Source organism: Acinetobacter sp. YH12233, assembly GCF_013417725.1.
In the GTDB taxonomy this organism is placed as follows: domain Bacteria; phylum Pseudomonadota; class Gammaproteobacteria; order Pseudomonadales; family Moraxellaceae; genus Acinetobacter.
Window position 1 is genome coordinate 29,458 of sequence record NZ_VPDK01000018.1, and the last position, 16,834, is coordinate 46,291.

General features: G+C 44.8%; 13 protein-coding genes and 1 pseudogene. 9 read left to right on the forward strand and 5 right to left on the reverse strand.

The window, feature by feature from the left end:
• Positions 1 to 31: 31 nt before the first annotated feature.
• Positions 32 to 484, forward strand: a complete 453-nt coding sequence (locus tag FTV12_RS09705) for a YcgN family cysteine cluster protein (protein ID WP_180033935.1) — start codon at positions 32 to 34, stop codon at positions 482 to 484.
• A 43-nt stretch (positions 485 to 527) separates the two neighbouring features.
• Here the strand turns inward: FTV12_RS09705 and FTV12_RS09710 are convergent, their stop codons facing one another.
• Positions 528 to 2,690: a putative bifunctional diguanylate cyclase/phosphodiesterase gene (locus tag FTV12_RS09710; RefSeq protein ID WP_373687228.1), complete on the reverse strand. Its 2,163-nt coding sequence runs from the start codon at positions 2,688 to 2,690 to the stop codon at positions 528 to 530.
• A gap of 237 nt (positions 2,691 to 2,927) precedes the next feature.
• On the opposite strand from FTV12_RS09710, the gene FTV12_RS09715 reads away from it, so the two are divergent.
• On the forward strand, positions 2,928 to 4,202 hold the full coding sequence (locus FTV12_RS09715) for a replication-associated recombination protein A (RefSeq protein ID WP_180014883.1): 1,275 nt from the start codon (positions 2,928 to 2,930) through the stop codon (positions 4,200 to 4,202).
• Positions 4,203 to 4,468: 266 nt separating this feature from the next.
• Here the strand turns inward: FTV12_RS09715 and purC are convergent, their stop codons facing one another.
• Genes purC through dapA form a run of 3 tightly spaced genes read right to left on the reverse strand, consistent with a single transcriptional unit; the run spans position 4,469 to position 6,744 of the window.
• Positions 4,469 to 5,188, reverse strand: a complete 720-nt coding sequence (gene purC, locus FTV12_RS09720; protein ID WP_004781395.1) for a phosphoribosylaminoimidazolesuccinocarboxamide synthase — start codon at positions 5,186 to 5,188, stop codon at positions 4,469 to 4,471.
• Between the two features lie 38 nt (positions 5,189 to 5,226).
• A complete protein-coding gene (locus tag FTV12_RS09725) occupies positions 5,227 to 5,832 on the reverse strand; it encodes a lipoprotein-34 precursor (NlpB) (RefSeq protein WP_180033937.1) in 606 nt (201 codons plus the stop codon).
• A gap of 12 nt (positions 5,833 to 5,844) precedes the next feature.
• On the reverse strand, positions 5,845 to 6,744 hold the full coding sequence (gene dapA, locus FTV12_RS09730) for a 4-hydroxy-tetrahydrodipicolinate synthase (protein ID WP_005232794.1): 900 nt from the start codon (positions 6,742 to 6,744) through the stop codon (positions 5,845 to 5,847).
• A 788-nt stretch (positions 6,745 to 7,532) separates the two neighbouring features.
• On the opposite strand from dapA, the pseudogene mhpT reads away from it, so the two are divergent.
• The 4 genes and pseudogenes from mhpT (at position 7,533) to ppk1 (ending at position 12,813) form a co-directional block, all read left to right on the forward strand.
• Positions 7,533 to 8,654: pseudogene (gene mhpT / locus FTV12_RS09735) on the forward strand (3-(3-hydroxy-phenyl)propionate transporter MhpT).
• 233 nt (positions 8,655 to 8,887) lie between these two features.
• Positions 8,888 to 9,517 (forward strand): bifunctional nicotinamidase/pyrazinamidase, encoded by a 630-nt coding sequence (gene pncA / locus FTV12_RS09740; protein WP_180033938.1) that lies wholly within the window; start codon positions 8,888 to 8,890, stop codon positions 9,515 to 9,517.
• A gap of 107 nt (positions 9,518 to 9,624) precedes the next feature.
• Entirely contained in the window at positions 9,625 to 10,572 is a 948-nt protein-coding gene (locus FTV12_RS09745; protein WP_180033939.1) for a bile acid:sodium symporter family protein, read from the forward strand.
• 177 nt (positions 10,573 to 10,749) lie between these two features.
• Entirely contained in the window at positions 10,750 to 12,813 is a 2,064-nt protein-coding gene (gene ppk1, locus FTV12_RS09750; RefSeq protein ID WP_180033940.1) for a polyphosphate kinase 1, read from the forward strand.
• 95 nt (positions 12,814 to 12,908) lie between these two features.
• Here the strand turns inward: ppk1 and FTV12_RS09755 are convergent, their stop codons facing one another.
• A complete protein-coding gene (locus FTV12_RS09755; protein WP_180033941.1) occupies positions 12,909 to 14,162 on the reverse strand; it encodes a hypothetical protein in 1,254 nt (417 codons plus the stop codon).
• Between the two features lie 77 nt (positions 14,163 to 14,239).
• Here FTV12_RS09755 and serB point away from each other — a divergent pair, with 77 nt between their 5' ends.
• From serB to FTV12_RS09770, 3 genes are all read left to right on the forward strand, one after another.
• Entirely contained in the window at positions 14,240 to 15,460 is a 1,221-nt protein-coding gene (gene serB / locus FTV12_RS09760) for a phosphoserine phosphatase SerB (protein WP_180033942.1), read from the forward strand.
• Between the two features lie 417 nt (positions 15,461 to 15,877).
• The gene (gene aciT / locus FTV12_RS09765; protein ID WP_034703185.1) at positions 15,878 to 16,213 is read left to right on the forward strand and encodes a ciprofloxacin tolerance protein AciT; all 336 of its coding nucleotides are present in this window, start codon (positions 15,878 to 15,880) and stop codon (positions 16,211 to 16,213) included.
• A gap of 140 nt (positions 16,214 to 16,353) precedes the next feature.
• On the forward strand, positions 16,354 to 16,833 hold the full coding sequence (locus tag FTV12_RS09770; protein ID WP_004781417.1) for an SCP2 sterol-binding domain-containing protein: 480 nt from the start codon (positions 16,354 to 16,356) through the stop codon (positions 16,831 to 16,833).
• Position 16,834 lies beyond the last annotated feature (1 nt).

A 16,834-nucleotide genomic window follows, 5' to 3' on the forward strand; every position in this document is an offset into this window, starting at 1 on the left:
TAAGCTGATTTTTACCATAGCCGTTTTGATTATGTCTGATGTCTTACGTCCATACTTCTGGAAAAAATATAGCCTCACTGAGCTGACGCCAGAAGAATGGGAAGCACTTTGTGACGGTTGTGGACTTTGCTGCCTGATCAAGCTGGAAGATGAAGACACCCACGAAGTCGCCTATACCAAAGTGGCTTGCAAATTACTGAACCGCAAAACTGCCCGCTGTTCGGATTATCCGAACCGGCTGCAATATGTGCCCGATTGTATCCAGCTAACACCTGAGAAACTGGACACCATTCACTGGTTGCCATCAAGCTGTGCCTATCGCCGAGTTGCTGAAGGGAAAAGCCTGCCATCCTGGCATTATCTGAAGACGGGTTCACGACAAAGCGTGATTCAGGCCAAAAAATCTGCTGCTGGTCGCTGCTTAAGTGAAGTCGATATTGATGAAGATGAAATTGATGAATATATCGTACGCTGGGTGCGCTAGCTGTTAGCGCAATCCAACCCCGTCAAATGATTAAATAAAAAAATTAAGCTGCCTGTTGTAGCAGTTGCTGTGCTGAAGACCCCGACATAGGTCGGTAAAAATAAAAACCTTGTCCGATCTGGCAATCACAATTAATCAGCGTGTCCAGCTGTTCGGTATTCTCAATACCCTCGACCAATACATCCAGAGAAATACTGGAACCAATCTGGGTAATGGCTTTGACAATGGCCAGCGCAGACGGATCATTATTCATGCGTTCTACAAAATTACGATCAATCTTGATGCAGTCGACTGGATATTCCTGCAAACGGGTCAGGGAAGAATGACCGGTACCGAAGTCATCCAGAGAAATATGAATTCCATGTTTTTTCAGCAGGTTTAGTGCCCGGATCACATAATTGGCTCCGCCTTCGGATAAGCTCTGCTCGGTAATTTCCAGTTCAACCTTATGTGCAGGAATATCGAATCGGGATAGACGAGCCAGGAATTTCTCAGCATAGTCATCGCGCAGGAATTCAACTGGAGCTGCATTGATTGAAATTGGCAGTATATCCAGACCCTCGGCTTGCCAGCGGCTCATATCCTCAAAGACTTTTAGCTGCATGGTTTCACTGATGCGCGAAGCTAAATCATAGTCCTGGAAAGCAGAAAAAATATGAGAGGGTAACTGGATCTGATGCTGTTGATCTTGCCAACGCAGTAAGGCTTCGAAACCAATCACCTCACCATCAGAAAGGCGGACCTTAGGCTGATAATAAGGAATAATCTGATCCGCATGAATAATCTTGCGTGCCAGCGTCAGTTGTTTGGTTATGTTTTCCAGTGACCTGAACATCTCCTGATTAAACATGCGAATCCCGCCACGACCACTATTTTTCAGATCATTCAGGGCAATATCGGCACATTTCAGCAGGTTAGAGCTATTCTGGGCATCACGCGGATAAACGGTACAACCGATACTCATACCGATACTCATACGATGGCCGACATAACTCACTGGTTGTTCCAGTTGGGCATAGGCCAGTTGTGCAGTATTAATCAGCTGGGCTTCGTTTTCCAAGTTTTTGACTAAAATAGCAAACTCATCGCCACCCAGACGGGCAACGACTATATTGTTGGAGCCAAAACAGGCCTGAAAACGCTTGCCCAAGACATGCAGCAAATGGTCCCCGGCAATATGACTCAAAGTGTCATTGATATGCCGGAAATAGTCTAAGTCGATCAGGAGCAGGCCAACCATTATTTGCTGTTGCTTGGCTTTTAGCAGTACCTGTTTAAAGGTCTTATAAAAGGCATTGCGGTTATACAGTCCGGTCAGCTCATCACGCTGAATTACGGCTTTTAAACGGCTTTCAGCTATTTTTTGCTGACTGACATTGCGTGAAACACACAGGATATTTTGGGGAATATTATTTTCGTCCAATACTGGAGTCAGTAAATGATCCCAGTATTGTGGGTCCTCACTCTCCGTCTGGGCTTTTTCTACAAAACGGCTATTTAAACCTTGAGCAGCCTGTTTTAAAGCGCGTTGTCCGGTTTTTTTAACTTCAGCGGGTAACAGGCTTAACCATGAATGCGGGGCAGGCTGCTGTTCAGGATCAATCCCTAACTTATGACAGGCTGACTGATTGATATGACGGATTTCGCCTTGTGGAGACATCACTTTAATACAATCGACACTGGCATCCAGCATGTTTTTCTGAGTAGAAATCACCTGAGACAGTTGCTGCTGAATCTCAAAATATTCATGGATATCGGTCAGTGATACCGACCATTGCAGCAGATGTTCTGCTGTATGCTGAAACTTGATGGCCAAGGCACACATGCGGTAGCTGGAATCAGCCGATTTAATCCGGCACTGGGTATTAAAGCCTTGTTGCTGATTCAGGGCAGCATGCCATTGCTCAGAAAACGTTGGCTGATCATCTGGATGAATCAGGCTTTGCCATTCTTTAGGACCATATTCACTTAAATTGGTACCTAAATAATCCGAAAGTGCTTGATTAAAATATTCAATATTATCCTTGCCCAGCACCCAAAGCGGATGCGGCACATCATTGATCAGATCTTGTAATAATCTGGATTTTGCCTGTTGTTCATTAGAAGATTGTATCGAGGTTGAAATAAGCGAATCAGCGCATTCCGCAGTTGTTCGTCTAGATTTATTATGCTTCATGCATCCCCACCGATACCACCCAAAGAGCATCCAATCAGTTGCTCAAGTCCATTCTAATTAATATGAGATAATGTGAAATTTACAAGGTTATTAACCTGTAATTAATCATGTTCTATTTATCTACTTTTCATAAGATTAATCCATTCATTGTAAAAAAAATAGAGATTTCTTACATAAATTAAATTTTTCTCATAAATGTTTGAAATATTGGAATCAAAACTACCAGTGTTAGAATGAAAGCAGAATTTAATTTGAGCCAATAATAAGATGTCAGACAGTCATATCCCGCTTCCAGAACGCTTGCGGCCTCGCGACCTTGCAGAAATTATCGGGCAGGATCACTTGCTTGGAGAGAATGCACCTCTACGTCAAATGATTGACCAGGGACATTTACCATCGATTATCTTCTGGGGGCCACCTGGAGTGGGTAAAACCACGATTGCCTTGCTACTTGCCCAAGCGGTAGACCGGCCATTTATCAGCCTGTCTGCACTCAATACCGGTGTGAAAGAATTGCGTGAAGTCATTGCGGAAAGTGGTGATCTGCTGACACCTGTAGTGTTTATTGACGAGATTCACCGTTTTAATAAATCCCAGCAGGATGCACTGCTGAATGCCGTCGAAAAAGGCAAAATTACCCTGATTGGCGCGACGACGGAAAATCCATCTTTTGAAGTCAACAGTGCCTTGCTGTCACGTTGTCAGGTCTATACCTTGAATGCGCTGAGTGACGAAGCGATTCAGACCTTACTAACTCAGGCGATTCAGACTGACAAATTCCTGCAGGAACGCTATATCCAGATTGAAGAATTTGACGCCTTATTGCAGTTTGCCGCAGGGGATGCGCGTAAGGCACTCAATCTACTAGATCTGATTGCCAGTACTTTTGAGGCTGATCAGGAAAATATCATTACTAATGCGATTGTGGTCAAAGTCGCACAGCAGAATATTGCCCGTTATGACAAGTCTGGCGAGCAGCACTATGATCTGGTTTCGGCCTTCATCAAGTCGATTCGTGGTAGTGATCCGGATGCTGCCCTGTACTGGATGGCACGTATGCTGAAAGGTGGTGAAGATCCGGTCTTTATTGCCCGCCGTATGCTGATTGCGGCATCAGAAGATATTGGCAATTCCAATCCGAATGCCTTGTTGCTGGCGGGCGAATGTTTCCGCTCAGTTCAAGCGATTGGCATGCCGGAATGCCGGATTATTTTGGGACAATGTGCGGTTTACCTTGCGACCAGTGCCAAAAGTAATAGTACCTATCTCGCCATTAATAAAGCGATGGATCTGGCTGAAAAAACGGCCAATTTGCCAGTGCCTTTACATCTGCGTAATGCACCGACCAAGTTGATGAAAGAGCAGGGTTATGGAGTGAATTATCTGTATCCGCATAACTATCCGGAACATTTTGTTTTGCAAGATTACCTGCCGCCTGAGCTGAAAGGCACCAAACTGTACGAATCGGCACGTAATAAGCGTGAAGTGGAAGGCGAACGTCTGCAACAACGTCGCTGGCAGCAGGAACAACAGCAGCAGTAAACAAAAAAAAGCCCAATTCAAGGAGAATTGGGCTGAAATAGGATGTCTTGGGGGAGATATCCTAGAGGGTAAGGGTATAAATCTGGTCGGCAACATCAGATGGATTGCATCTGCTGAGGATGTTGCCGGAATGCAGTAATATTAAGATATACATTGAATAATGTAAAAACGATCATTTTTATTAATAAAATTCATTTTTTCGATCATAAGATTAGACAATAAAAAAACCGGGCTATTTGCCCGGTTCTTTGAAGCATTATTAGTGCTTAGATATCTTCAAGATTGATACCTAAACGTGCAGCAACTTCTTCGTACGCTTCAACCACGCCGCCTAGGCCTTGACGAAAACGGTCTTTATCCAGTTTTTTCTTGGTGTCTTTATCCCATAGACGGCAGCCGTCTGGAGAGAATTCGTCACCCAGTACGATACGGTCGTGGAACACACCAAATTCAAGTTTAAAGTCAACCAGAAGCATATTACCCGCTTCGAATAATGCTTTAAGCACATCGTTCACTTGGTAAGTCAGTTCTTTCATTTTTGCCAGTTGTTCAGCAGTCGCCCAACCTAAAGCAATCGCTTGAGATTCATTCACCATTGGATCACCTAGCGCGTCATCCTTGAAGAACAATTCGAATGTTGGAGGCGTTAACTCTTTACCTTCTTCTACACCCAGACGACGGCATAAAGAACCCGCAGCATAGTTACGTACTACACATTCTACTGGAATCATTTTAAGTTTTTTCACCAGCACTTCAGTCGGTGTCAGCAGTTTCTCAAAATGAGTTTCAATACCAGCAGCAGCCAGCTTTTCCATAATGAAGGCGTTAAAACGGTTATTCACCTTACCTTTACGATCCAGTTGTTCGATTTTTTCGCCATTGAATGCGGACGCATCGTCACGAAAAACTAAAATCAGGTGGTCTTCACTGTCCGTGGTATAGACAGATTTCGCTTTACCAGTATAGAGCAAGGTTTGTTTTAACATGAGGGAACCTTCTACAAAAAAAAATGCCTAGAAAATGTCTAGGCTGGCCAATTTTGGTAAATCTGGTTTAACAGTTCTGCTGCTTTTTCGCGGTCGGCAAAACTGTTATCGGGATTAAACACAGCCAGGGTGTTACTCGAACCTGCGGGAGAGAGTCTTAAAACATAGGTTTGCTGATCGATATGAATCGCTACTTCATAACGATCTTTATTTTGACCAACGATAGAATGGTTAAGGCTGCTAAGCGTGGCAAGAGTGTATTGCCATATTGTAGCAGCATTTCCATCAATTTTGAGCAGTGGATTTTGATTTCCGTCAGTGACTAATTGCGGCTTTCCTGAAAAATTTTCTTGAGTTTCATCTGCTTGAGTTGAATTTACTGGCTGTGCAGTAGGGCGTGGCATCGTAAAGCGGTTACCACGATGATTTTCAAGTTTTGGTGCATTTTCCAGGGCAAGCGGATCCACTGTCGGAGCAGGGTACAAAGGCGTTGCAGGACGAACCATTGACCCTTCAGGATATTGCAATGGTTGCAGCGTGGTTGTTTCTTTATAGTCCAAGGTACCGTTTTTAAAGGCCATTGAACTACAACCTGCTAAACTGAATACTGAAAGTGCCAGGGTAAGTCCTAAACGTAATTGCATAATCGTTGCTCTTTATTTAATGACGCTCGCTTCTACAAGTGCCTCATGAAGCGGAGCGCGATATTGTTCTGCAAGTGGTGTTAATGGAAGGCGAATACCTGTACCAATTAAGCCCATATCATGGAGAGCCCATTTCACAGGAATTGGGTTTGATTCGCAAAATAGAATATTGTGTAAATTTGCAACCTGAGCATTCATCTCTTCAGCACCTGCCGCATCTCCTGCAATGGCAGCAGCACATACTTCACTCATGACTTTAGGTGCAACGTTAGCAGTCACGGAAATATTGCCTTTGGCACCATGACCCATTAACTCATAGGCAGTTGCATCATCACCTGAGTAAACAGTCATGTTTTTGCCTGTCAGACCTTCAATCAGGGCAGCACCACGGGCTACATCACCTGTTGCATCTTTAATGCCCACAATCTGTGGGATATCTGCCAGACGGATCACGGTTTCGTTGGCCATATCTACGCCAGTACGACCTGGAACGTTATAAAGAATTTGAGGTAGGTCAACCGCTTCAGCAATCGCTTTATAATGCTGGTATAGACCTTCCTGAGTCGGTTTGTTGTAGTAAGGAGTAACCAGCAGGGCAGCATCAGCGCCAAGTTCTTTGGCTTCCTGAGTCAGCTCGATTGCTTCACGAGTCGAGTTTGCGCCTGTACCGGCAATGATAGGAATACGTTTGTTGGCAACACGAATGATTTCTTTGATCACTTGAGTGTGCTCGCTCATGCTGAGCGTTGATGCTTCACCAGTAGTACCAACCGCGACGATACTGTTAGTGCCTTCTGCAATATGCCACTCAACCAGCTTCTCGAGACCCTTCCAATCTACGCTGCCATCTTCAAACATGGGGGTGACGATTGCGACAATGGAACCCTGAATGGTCTGTGCTTGCTGAGTCATTTTAAAAAACTATCCTATTTGTCCATCCGAAGAGAATGAGAAAACATATTTGGGATGGGTTTGTATTTTGATTTGTAGCAAATTCAATAGATTTGCACTGAATTGAATATTGCTTATGCAAATTATGACTGATCAAACGCATAAGAACAATATGCTTTAGTAAAAGCCACTGAATTCTTTATACAAAGCCTCTAGGCAACAATCAAGTTTTAATCGTTATGATTTTTTGCTGTCCAAATCATCCTTTATCCTCCAGCAGTATGAAAGCTAATGAATTCATTTTTTCAGTAAAAAATACACAGAATAAGTCACTTAAGTGAATTAAATAGATTTAGAAAACATTCTTTTATGGCGTTTTAGGGGAGTATTAATATTTATATTCGATGAATTAAGAGCTAAAATATATCGAATAATAAACCTCATTTATGATGAATAAAAAGCAAAAATGCCTGAACTAATCTTTTTTTCGTATTAGTGATCGGCCCTGAATTTTTCTCACTGTTGAATTTCCGGGTTTGATGTATAAGTCTAAATCCAAAAATACTGGGATTTTAATACTTCTCATTAATTGCTTTTTTGACTTTATCGAACAGCATCTTAAAGTCATTAATTTTCTGGATTTTTCAGTATATCCGAGCAAATTTTTCAACTTATTGGTAGTTAATTCTCTTTAGCGGCTCATAGATGATGGCCTCTCTTTTGAACGCTGATTGAACAAGGATATTCCAAGGGAAAAATCAGACAATAAGCACGCGATCATCACGGTAGGGATCTGCTTTCTGATCGCTATGATTGAAGGACTAGATTCAGGCTGCCGGGATTGCCGCTGCTGGTATTCGTGAGCACTTTGGTCTTGATAGCTCACAATTGGGTGTGTTTTTTAGTACAGGGATTCTGGGCTTATTGCCTGGTGCACTGGTCGGTGGTCGATTTGCGGGCCGTATTGGTCAACCGCAATTTTTGCACTATTTACCTTATGTACCGTGTGGGTGAACAGTTTCCACAGTTTGCTGGCAGTTCGTTTTCTGGCGGGTGCGGGTCTTGGCGGTGCAATGCCAATCTTAATCACGCTGGCTTCTGAAGCCGTGGCTCCACAAAACCGTGGACGTGCCGTGGGCCTGATGTACTGTGGTATGCCAGTGGGTGCTGCAATCTTGTCTTTAATCGCAGCAACTGAATTCGGTGCAAACTGGAAAAATGTTTTTTACTTGGGTGGTTTATTGCCCATCATTGTGATTCCTCTGATGATGGTGTGTCTGCATGAATCTAAAGAATACATAAAGGCACAAAACAAGACAGCCGCAGAACGTGCAGCATCTCCTCAGGGTTCATTCAAGGATTTGTTTAACTCTGACAACCTACTTCGTACGCTGTGTATCTGGGTGAGCTACTTCTTCACCCTGATGGTGGTGTACATCATGTTGAGCTGGTTGCCTTCACTCTTTATGGAGCTGGGCTTCACCCGTAAAGATGGTTCAACTGCACAGTTCTATTTCATGGCGACTGCAACGATTGGTACCGTGATTCTGGGTATGCTGACGGATCGCCTGAAAAAAGCGTATGTCATTTTGTTGATGTATGGCGGTATCCTGGCGGGTTTATTAGCGTTGAACGGTGCAAGCTCACTTGAACAGATGTACATGGCCGCAGCATTGGCAGGTGCCTTCGTGATTGGTTGTCAGGGCGTACTCTATGCCTTTGGTAGTATCGTTTACCCGACTGAAGTACGTGGTACAGGGGTAGGTGTTGCTGCTGCAGTTGGTCATATCGGTGCCATGCTTGGCCCTGCAATTGCGGGTCAGCTACTGACAGCAGGCTTCGGTGCAGCAAGGGTGATCTCGGCAGCGATTCCATGTATCGTAATCTCTGCAGTATGTATGCTGTTCCTGGTCAGCCGTACCAAAGTTTAAAAATAAAAAGATGAATATCCAAAAAGCCTGCACTGATGCAGGCTTTTTATTTTCTAGTATCAGTTCCGCTTAAGACAAATTCTTTCTATATTTTGCAGAGCAATAGTTTTTACAGTTAACTCATCATGAGTTTTATCAGAATGCAGAGTCATTCTATTTTTACCTAAAGGACTAAAAATTTTCTTTAGTTTTAAGCTATGCTTGGATGCAAACTCAGATTTCAAGGGATGAAAATGATGCAGAATGCGGCGCTGATTGTGGTGGATGTACAAAAAGGATTTACCCCAGGTGGAAATCTGGCCGTTACCAATGCCGATCAGATTATTCCGAATATCAACCGATTGGGGCAGTACTTTCATAATATTGTGCTGACTCAGGATTGGCATCCGGCAGAGCATATTTCCTTTGCAGACAATCATCCTGCCCAAGCAGCCTACGACACGATTCAGCTGGATTATGGTTTTCAAGTCCTCTGGCCGAGTCATTGTGTACAAGGGACTGAGGATGCTGAATTTCATCCGGAGTTGAACCTTCCGCAAGCCCAACTGATTATCCGCAAAGGCTTTCATCAAAATATCGACAGTTACTCCGCCTTTATGGAAGCTGATCAAAAAACCAGTACCGGTCTGGCCGGCTATTTACGGGAGCGTGGCATTGATACCGTGTTTATCGTGGGTATCGCGACCGATTTTTGTGTGGCCTGGACCGCGATGGATGCCTGTAAACTCGGCTTTAAGGCCTATGTCATTGCGGATGCTACCAAAGGCATAGACCTGAATGGTTCGCTACAACATGCCTGGCAGGACATGCTGGCACAGGGCGTAAAACGGATTTATCTGAAAGATATTATTAATGCAGCCTAAGCGCTGACTTAAGGTGATTAGGGCCATTTGCCATTATGCAATGGTTGGTTTACTTTGAGGCATCCACAGATGCCTTGATTTCTTTTTCATGACACTTGGATTTCCCCATGTCAGCACTTCTTCAATTTAGCCAGTTTGTCCAAAAGACCTTTGCTCTGTGGGTCATTCTATTTTCAGCCATTGCTCTGATGCTGCCGGATCTTTTCGTCTGGTTACGTGCATACATTCCCTGGATGTTGGGTCTGATCATGTTTGGCATGGGTATGACCATGACGCCAGGCGATTTTAAAAGTATCTTGCAAAGTCCTAAGGCCGTCGCGATTGGGGTCGTGGCTCAGTTTATGGTGATGCCAGGGTTAGCCTTTTTGCTCTGTCAGCTATTCCAGCTTCCGGCTGAAATTGCGATTGGTGTAATTCTGGTGGGTTGCTGTCCGGGTGGAACCGCATCCAATGTGATTACCTATATGGCCAAGGGCAATACCGCCTTGTCTGTTGCCTGTACCTCGGTTTCGACTTTACTGGCGCCCATTTTAACTCCGGCCATTTTCTATGTGTTGGCCAGCCAATGGATTGAAATTAATGCCTTGTCCATGCTGATTTCGATTCTGCAAGTGGTGCTGTTTCCAATCATTTTAGGTTTGATTATCCGCGCCCTTCTAAAAACCAAGGTAGAAGGCTATATCCAAGTAATGCCAGTAATTTCAGTGATCGCCATTGTTGCAATTGTGGCGGCAATTATTGCCGGCAGTAAAACCCATATTCTGGAATCTGGTTTAATGATTTTGGGTCTTGTGGCTTTACACAATGGAATGGGCTATTTATTGGGTTATTGGGCCAGTCGCATATTTCACTTGGCAGAAATTGACTGTCGTGCAGTATCCATTGAAGTGGGGATGCAGAATTCTGGTCTGGGTGTGGCCTTGGCGGCGACCCATTTTGCTGCATCTCCAATGACGGCTTTGCCAAGCGCCATTTTCAGCCTGTGGCATAATATTTCAGGACCTGCTTTAGCCACTTATTGGGCTGGCAGACAAACTGAAAAAACGGACACTTAATTGCAGTTTGATGACGGCGCCTAACGAGCCATAGCATGATTTTTTATACGGTGAAAAATTAAAATATTAATTTATATGGATTTATCGAGCTTTGTAACATAAGTGTCATGAAGTCTGCCTAAGATCGCCCCTCAATGATGTGAAACAACAGACTGTAATCAGCAGCATTGAGAGGGCATGGAACAATTTCAGCATTCGTCAGCGACCTATTTTAATCGGGAACTTTCCTTATTTGAATTTCAGCGTCGTGTCTTGGCACAAGCACTCGATCCGAATTTACCGATTTTAGAGCGCTTAAACTTCCTGATTATTTTTTCCCGTAACCTGGATGAGTTTTTTGAAATCAGGATTGCCGGGCTGATGAAACAGCAAGATCTGAATGCGACTACCCGGACGCCTGATGCTGTACCCACCGAGCTGATTCTACAAGAACTGTCCCAGTCCATTCATGCCACAGTGAACAAACAGTATGAGGTTCTGAATCATGCAATTTTGCCTGAACTCCAGGCGCAGGGGATTCAGTTTCTTCAATACCAGGATCTTCTGGAAAAACATAAGGCCTGGATTGCAGCCTTTTTTGCCAAAGAAGTGCAACCGGTACTGACCCCGATCAGTCTAGATCCTTCACATCCTTTTCCACGTTTGGTAAATAAAAGTCTGAACTTTATTATCAGCTTGGAAGGTAAAGATGCCTTTGGCCGTGAAATCGAGATGGCAATTGTGCCGGCACCACGTTCCTTACCCTGCCTGATTAAAATTCCGGAAGATGTCACCGGAAACAATACCACCCAGATCTTTCTGACTGCGATCATCCAGCAGCATATCAGTGATTTGTTTCCCGGCATGAAAGCGACCGGATGTTATGCCTTTCGGGTTACCCGCAATGCCGATCTGGTATTGTCGGAAGATGTTGACGATCTGGCAGTGGCTTTAAAAGATGAACTGTGTTCGCGCCGCTTTGGTCGTGCAGTACGTCTGGAAATTGAAAATGACTCTCCACAGAACATCATCGACTATTTGCTGGATGAATTTGATCTGACGGAACAGGAGCTGTACCGGATTGATGGACCGATCAATTTGTCCCGCCTGAGTACCAGCTTTGAGCGTCCGGAATTAAAGTATCCGCATTTTAGTCCGGTCATTCCGAAAATTTTCCGTAAACAGAAAAGTATTTTTGAAATTTTAAAGGCACAGGATGTGCTGCTGCATCATCCTTTTGATTCATTCCAGCCGGTGATTACTTTACTGCGCGAAGCGGCCAAGGACCCGGCGGTGCTGGCGATCAAGCAGACGCTATATCGCAGTGGTCCGGATTCGGAAATTGTTCAGGTGCTGGCAGAAGCCGCACGGAATGGCAAGGAAGTCACGGCCGTGATTGAATTGCGGGCGCGTTTCGATGAAGAATCCAATATTATGGTGGCCAATATCCTGCAAGAAGCCGGGGCAGTTGTGGTCTATGGCATCGTCGGTTATAAGACCCATGCCAAAATGATTCTGATCGTCCGGCGTGAAAATCAGGAACTACTGCGTTATGCGCATCTAGGTACCGGAAACTATCATGCCGGGAATGCCCGTATGTATACCGATTACGGCCTGATGACCACACAGCCGGATATCTGTGAAGATGTGCACCGCATGTTCCAGGAACTGACCGGCATGGGCAAAATGGCCAAACTGAAAGCCTTGCTGCATGCACCGTTTACCCTGCATAGCGAACTGCTGAAACTGATTGAGCAGGAAAAGGCATTTGCCCTAGCTGGAAAAGCCGCGCATATCATCATCAAAGTGAATGCGTTGACTGAACCGCAATTGATTGCTGCCCTCTATCAGGCGTCACAGGCCGGGGTGAAAATTGACCTCATTGTGCGTTCAATCTGCTGCCTGATTCCACAAGTCACCGGCATGTCAGAAAATATCCAGGTCCGTTCAATCGTTGGACGTTTCCTGGAACATACCCGGGTTTATTATTTTGAACATGGCGGCGCCAAGAAACTGTATTGTGCCAGTGCCGACTGGATGGGGCGCAACCTGTTTTCCAGGGTCGAAACCTGTTTCCCGGTGCTGGATCCAGAGCTGAAAAAACGGATTTATAAAGATGGCCTGATCAGCTATTTAAAAGATTGTCAAAATGCATGGGAATTAGATGCCGATGGTCAATGGCATAAAGTCCCCTGTCAGGATCCGGCCCAGCCTTATAATGCCCAGCAATATCTGCTGGAACAAAAACAGTTAAAAATTTAAAGGGTAGTCCAAGACACGCTGGCGTATTTGTTTTGTATCCATCAAAAAGCCGGATATTGGATCCGGCTTTTTTTAATTGCAACATTCAGGGATATTTATGAGGCTTTGGATTGTTTGGATTTTAGAATTTCGGTTCTAAAAGTCTGTGCCAGCTCGGCGCTTTCAGCATCCATCCCATTCACCACAAAAGCGTGACGGGTCAGGACATTGGTTGGATTTGGCATGCTGACCAGCTCAAAGTGGTCCGCGATTTGTTTCAACAGGGCATTAGGAACATGCAGTGCACTTTCCTTAGCGACCAGTTGCTGAACCAGACGTTCTGCGGCTTGAACTGAATTGAGCTGCATTTCTTCAACAGCTGAAGAAATCGCACTACGTGTCTGCAGGACAAAACGTTTTTCTTCGCGATAACGCTTATACAGGACTTCTGAAAGCAACTGGAATACTGAACTGATCATGGTCAGACAGGCGAGGGCATCTGGCTTCTCTGCCGCAATACTGATACTGGCACCTTTTTCATCAAACTTGTGCAAGGTACAAATATCCGTGCTGTTCAGTTTGTAGTGCTGGATGCACAGTTCAGTGGCTTTGTTCAGGAAAATCTGGCACAAATTGAAATAAGGAACCGATACCGTTTTATTCACACTATCCAGCAACTGTTTTGGATCATAGAACTGAATGTTCAAGCTCAGGCTATCGGTATCCAGTACCACCGGTTTGCTGTCTTTTTCTTTCGGTTTGTTTTTCAGAGCTTGCTGTGCCTGGGCAATGGCGAGGGCGGCATTATGCTTTTCCTGTTCCAGTGCCTGAGTCAAAGTCTGAATCTCGAATTTCAGTCGCGATTCATTATTGATACGTGCCAGATACTCGGTACGGCTTGGACGCGCCACGGCACGATAACCGACCCAAAGCAGACCATGAATAATGAAAGAGAACAGAATGGCAAGCCATTGAGTCCGGAGAATTTCACCAATACTTGGCTCAATCAGGGTGATTTCAATCACACCGACTTTTTTCTCGTTTTGCAGGGCATCACGGACAAAAACTTCCCCATCACGGGTCTTGGTCAGCCCACCAGTGGCTAAAACCTGACCATTCGCATCCAGGATGCGAATTGAAGCAACGCTTGGGTTAGTCGCATAACGGTTGGCCAGAAGTGCCAGAGAAACGCGGTTCGCCGGTTCAAGCTCCGCCAGGCTGTCTGTGACCAGTTGACTCGTCATGAGCTGTCCCTGGTTGGCACGGTTATCATTCAGTTGGTGAGTCGTTGCCAATACCAGTAAAAAGGTATGCAGAGCAAAACTTACAATCAGTAGGCTAGCAAATAGCCCTTGTCTAGGCGCATTCAACGTAAACTTCCAAGGCAATTCTGTTCAATTTCGATTATGATTCTAACAATAGTTGTAGCTCAGACCCGAGTCAATTCATGCGAGAAATCATTCTTATATCATTCTTAGGACCCGACCAGCCTAATCAATTTACACGATTAATGCAGGTTTTGTCCGCTCATTCCTTACAGATTCTAGATGTGGGGCAAGCGGTCATTCATAATCAACTGACCTTAGGTATTGTTGTATCGTCTGATGACCAAACTGCAACAGCATTAGCCATGAAGGAAATCCTGATTCTAGCACATGATATCGGGTTAACAGTGCGCTTTAAACCAATCTCTGCTGCTGAATATGAACAGTGGGTAAAAGAGGGCGGCCGCACGCGTTATATCGTAACGGCATTGGCCCCGGAATTAAATGCCTCTCATCTGCAAGCCGTGACCCAGATTGTGTCGAGTCAGGGCTTCAATATTGAAACCGTGACCCGTCTTTCTGGCCGTCCTGAGCTGGATGGTTCCAATACTGGCCCTAAACGTGCCTGTGTACAGTTTGGTCTTAAAGGTCAGATGCTGGATGCAGCAGCCATGCGTGCAGCCTGCTTAAGCCTGTCGAATAACCTGAATGTCGATGTGGCAGTACAAGAAGATAATGCTTACCGCCGTAATCGCCGTCTGGTCTGCTTTGACATGGACTCGACCCTGATCGAGCAGGAAGTGATTGATGAGCTGGCGATCGAAGCAGGTGTCGGTATTCAAGTCTCTGAAATTACTGAACGCGCGATGCAGGGCGAGCTGGACTTCCAGCAAAGTTTCCGTGCTCGTGTTGCTTTATTAAAAGGCATGGATGCATCGGTATTGCCAAAAATTGCAGAACGCCTGACCGTGACTGAAGGTGCAGAACGTCTGATTTCAACCCTGAAAGCACTAGGCTACCGTACTGCGATTCTGTCTGGCGGATTCCAGTATTTTGCAGAATATCTGCAAGTCAAACTAGGAATTGATGAAGTTCATGCCAACATTCTGGATGTGCAGAATGGCGTGGTGACAGGCGAAGTCAAAGGTCATATTGTGGATGGCGCACGCAAGGCTTTATTGCTCCGTGAAATTGCCGACAATATGGGAATTTCTCTGGAGCAGACCATCGCTGTGGGTGATGGTGCCAATGACCTGCCAATGCTTTCAATTGCGGGTCTAGGGGTGGCTTTCCGTGCCAAACCTTTGGTTCGTCAGAATGCCAATCAGGCCATTTCCAGTGTAGGGCTGGATGGCGTGCTCTACCTGCTCGGTGTACATGATAAGGATCTGAGCCGCGCGTAATACATAGCTTTGCGGTAAAATCCAACGCGGCCTTAGGGTCGCATTTTTTTATATTTTTAGCTTAACTTTTATCGAGGGACGGCGCAGCTTGTCTATAAATACCCCGATCATCTTAAAAGGAAAATATTTTTTTTAAGTCGATGAAAGGGCATATGATTTTGTAATGACACGCCAACATCGACGCAGCAATTGATCCACAAATACTGTGAAAATAAAAAATGTAATGACAAAATAATATCGCGACAGAGTATGTCGTAAGGGGAGGAAGCAGGACTTTTTTTATGCAAAAAACTCAGCATAATGCATGCATAGAGATACAAATCAACACATTCCATTTTATTGATTTAACGAAATTCAATAGGTAGTACGGTTGCAATATCAAGCATACACACTATTCTTTTGGATGGAGGGGTTTATATGGTAACAGCGAATCTAGCAACTCTCGTAGGCTTTAGTTTAGTCGCCGCGGCTGTGCTTGCTGTTTTCTTCTCGCCTTATCGTCGCTGGTTAAGTTTTATGGCTGCGGGAATGCTGGCCTGGGGCCTGATCGAAGTGATTCGAGTAGGTACTCAAGCCTTGTTTGAGCTCCCGATGACATATAGCTATCTGACAGCTTTAACGGCCGTGATGGTCGTAGTGACCTTACTGTTATTGCGTGAAGATCGACGTGCAGAGCGTGCTTTGGCTAAACGCCGTTATATCGAACATACACCAGTGTATGAAGATGACCAGCAGCAGCTATCGAGCCGTTAAGTTCTCTAATATCAGCGAAATAATGCACCTGCGGGTGCATTTTTCGTTTAGAAATATGATACAAAGTCCTGCATCTGCCTAGCTTTGATCTATGCTAGGATATTTGTCAATTTTCGTACAATTAGAATAGGCATAATTCCATGAAACTGTCCTCCATTCCTGTGCTCAAACTTCCTCTGGTTGACCTCAGTACCGATCCACTTGATTTGCTGGTCGCAGGTCTTGCATTACGTATGAAGCAGTTAGCACGCACCAGCCCGAAATTTATTGAATTGGTACATGAACGCCAGTTCCGTATCCAGATCGGAACAGATGAGGGAATGGCACGTCAAATCGTTGTGAATAATGGTCATATCGATACCGTTTCAGGTGATGCAGAGAAAGCTGATTTTGTGCTGCAATTTGCTGATAGTGAACAGGGTGTAAAAACGTTGCTTAAAGGTGATCCGACTGCATTCATGACCGGTATGCAAAGTGGCACGATTAAAATGGAAGGTGATTTTGGTCTGCTAGTCTGGTTTAACCAGGTTGCGAAAATGATTCCGCCTAAACTGCCAAAACCGGTCAAAGATAAAGTGAAAATGGCACGTCAGTTTATTAAAGAGAAAACTGGCAAATAAC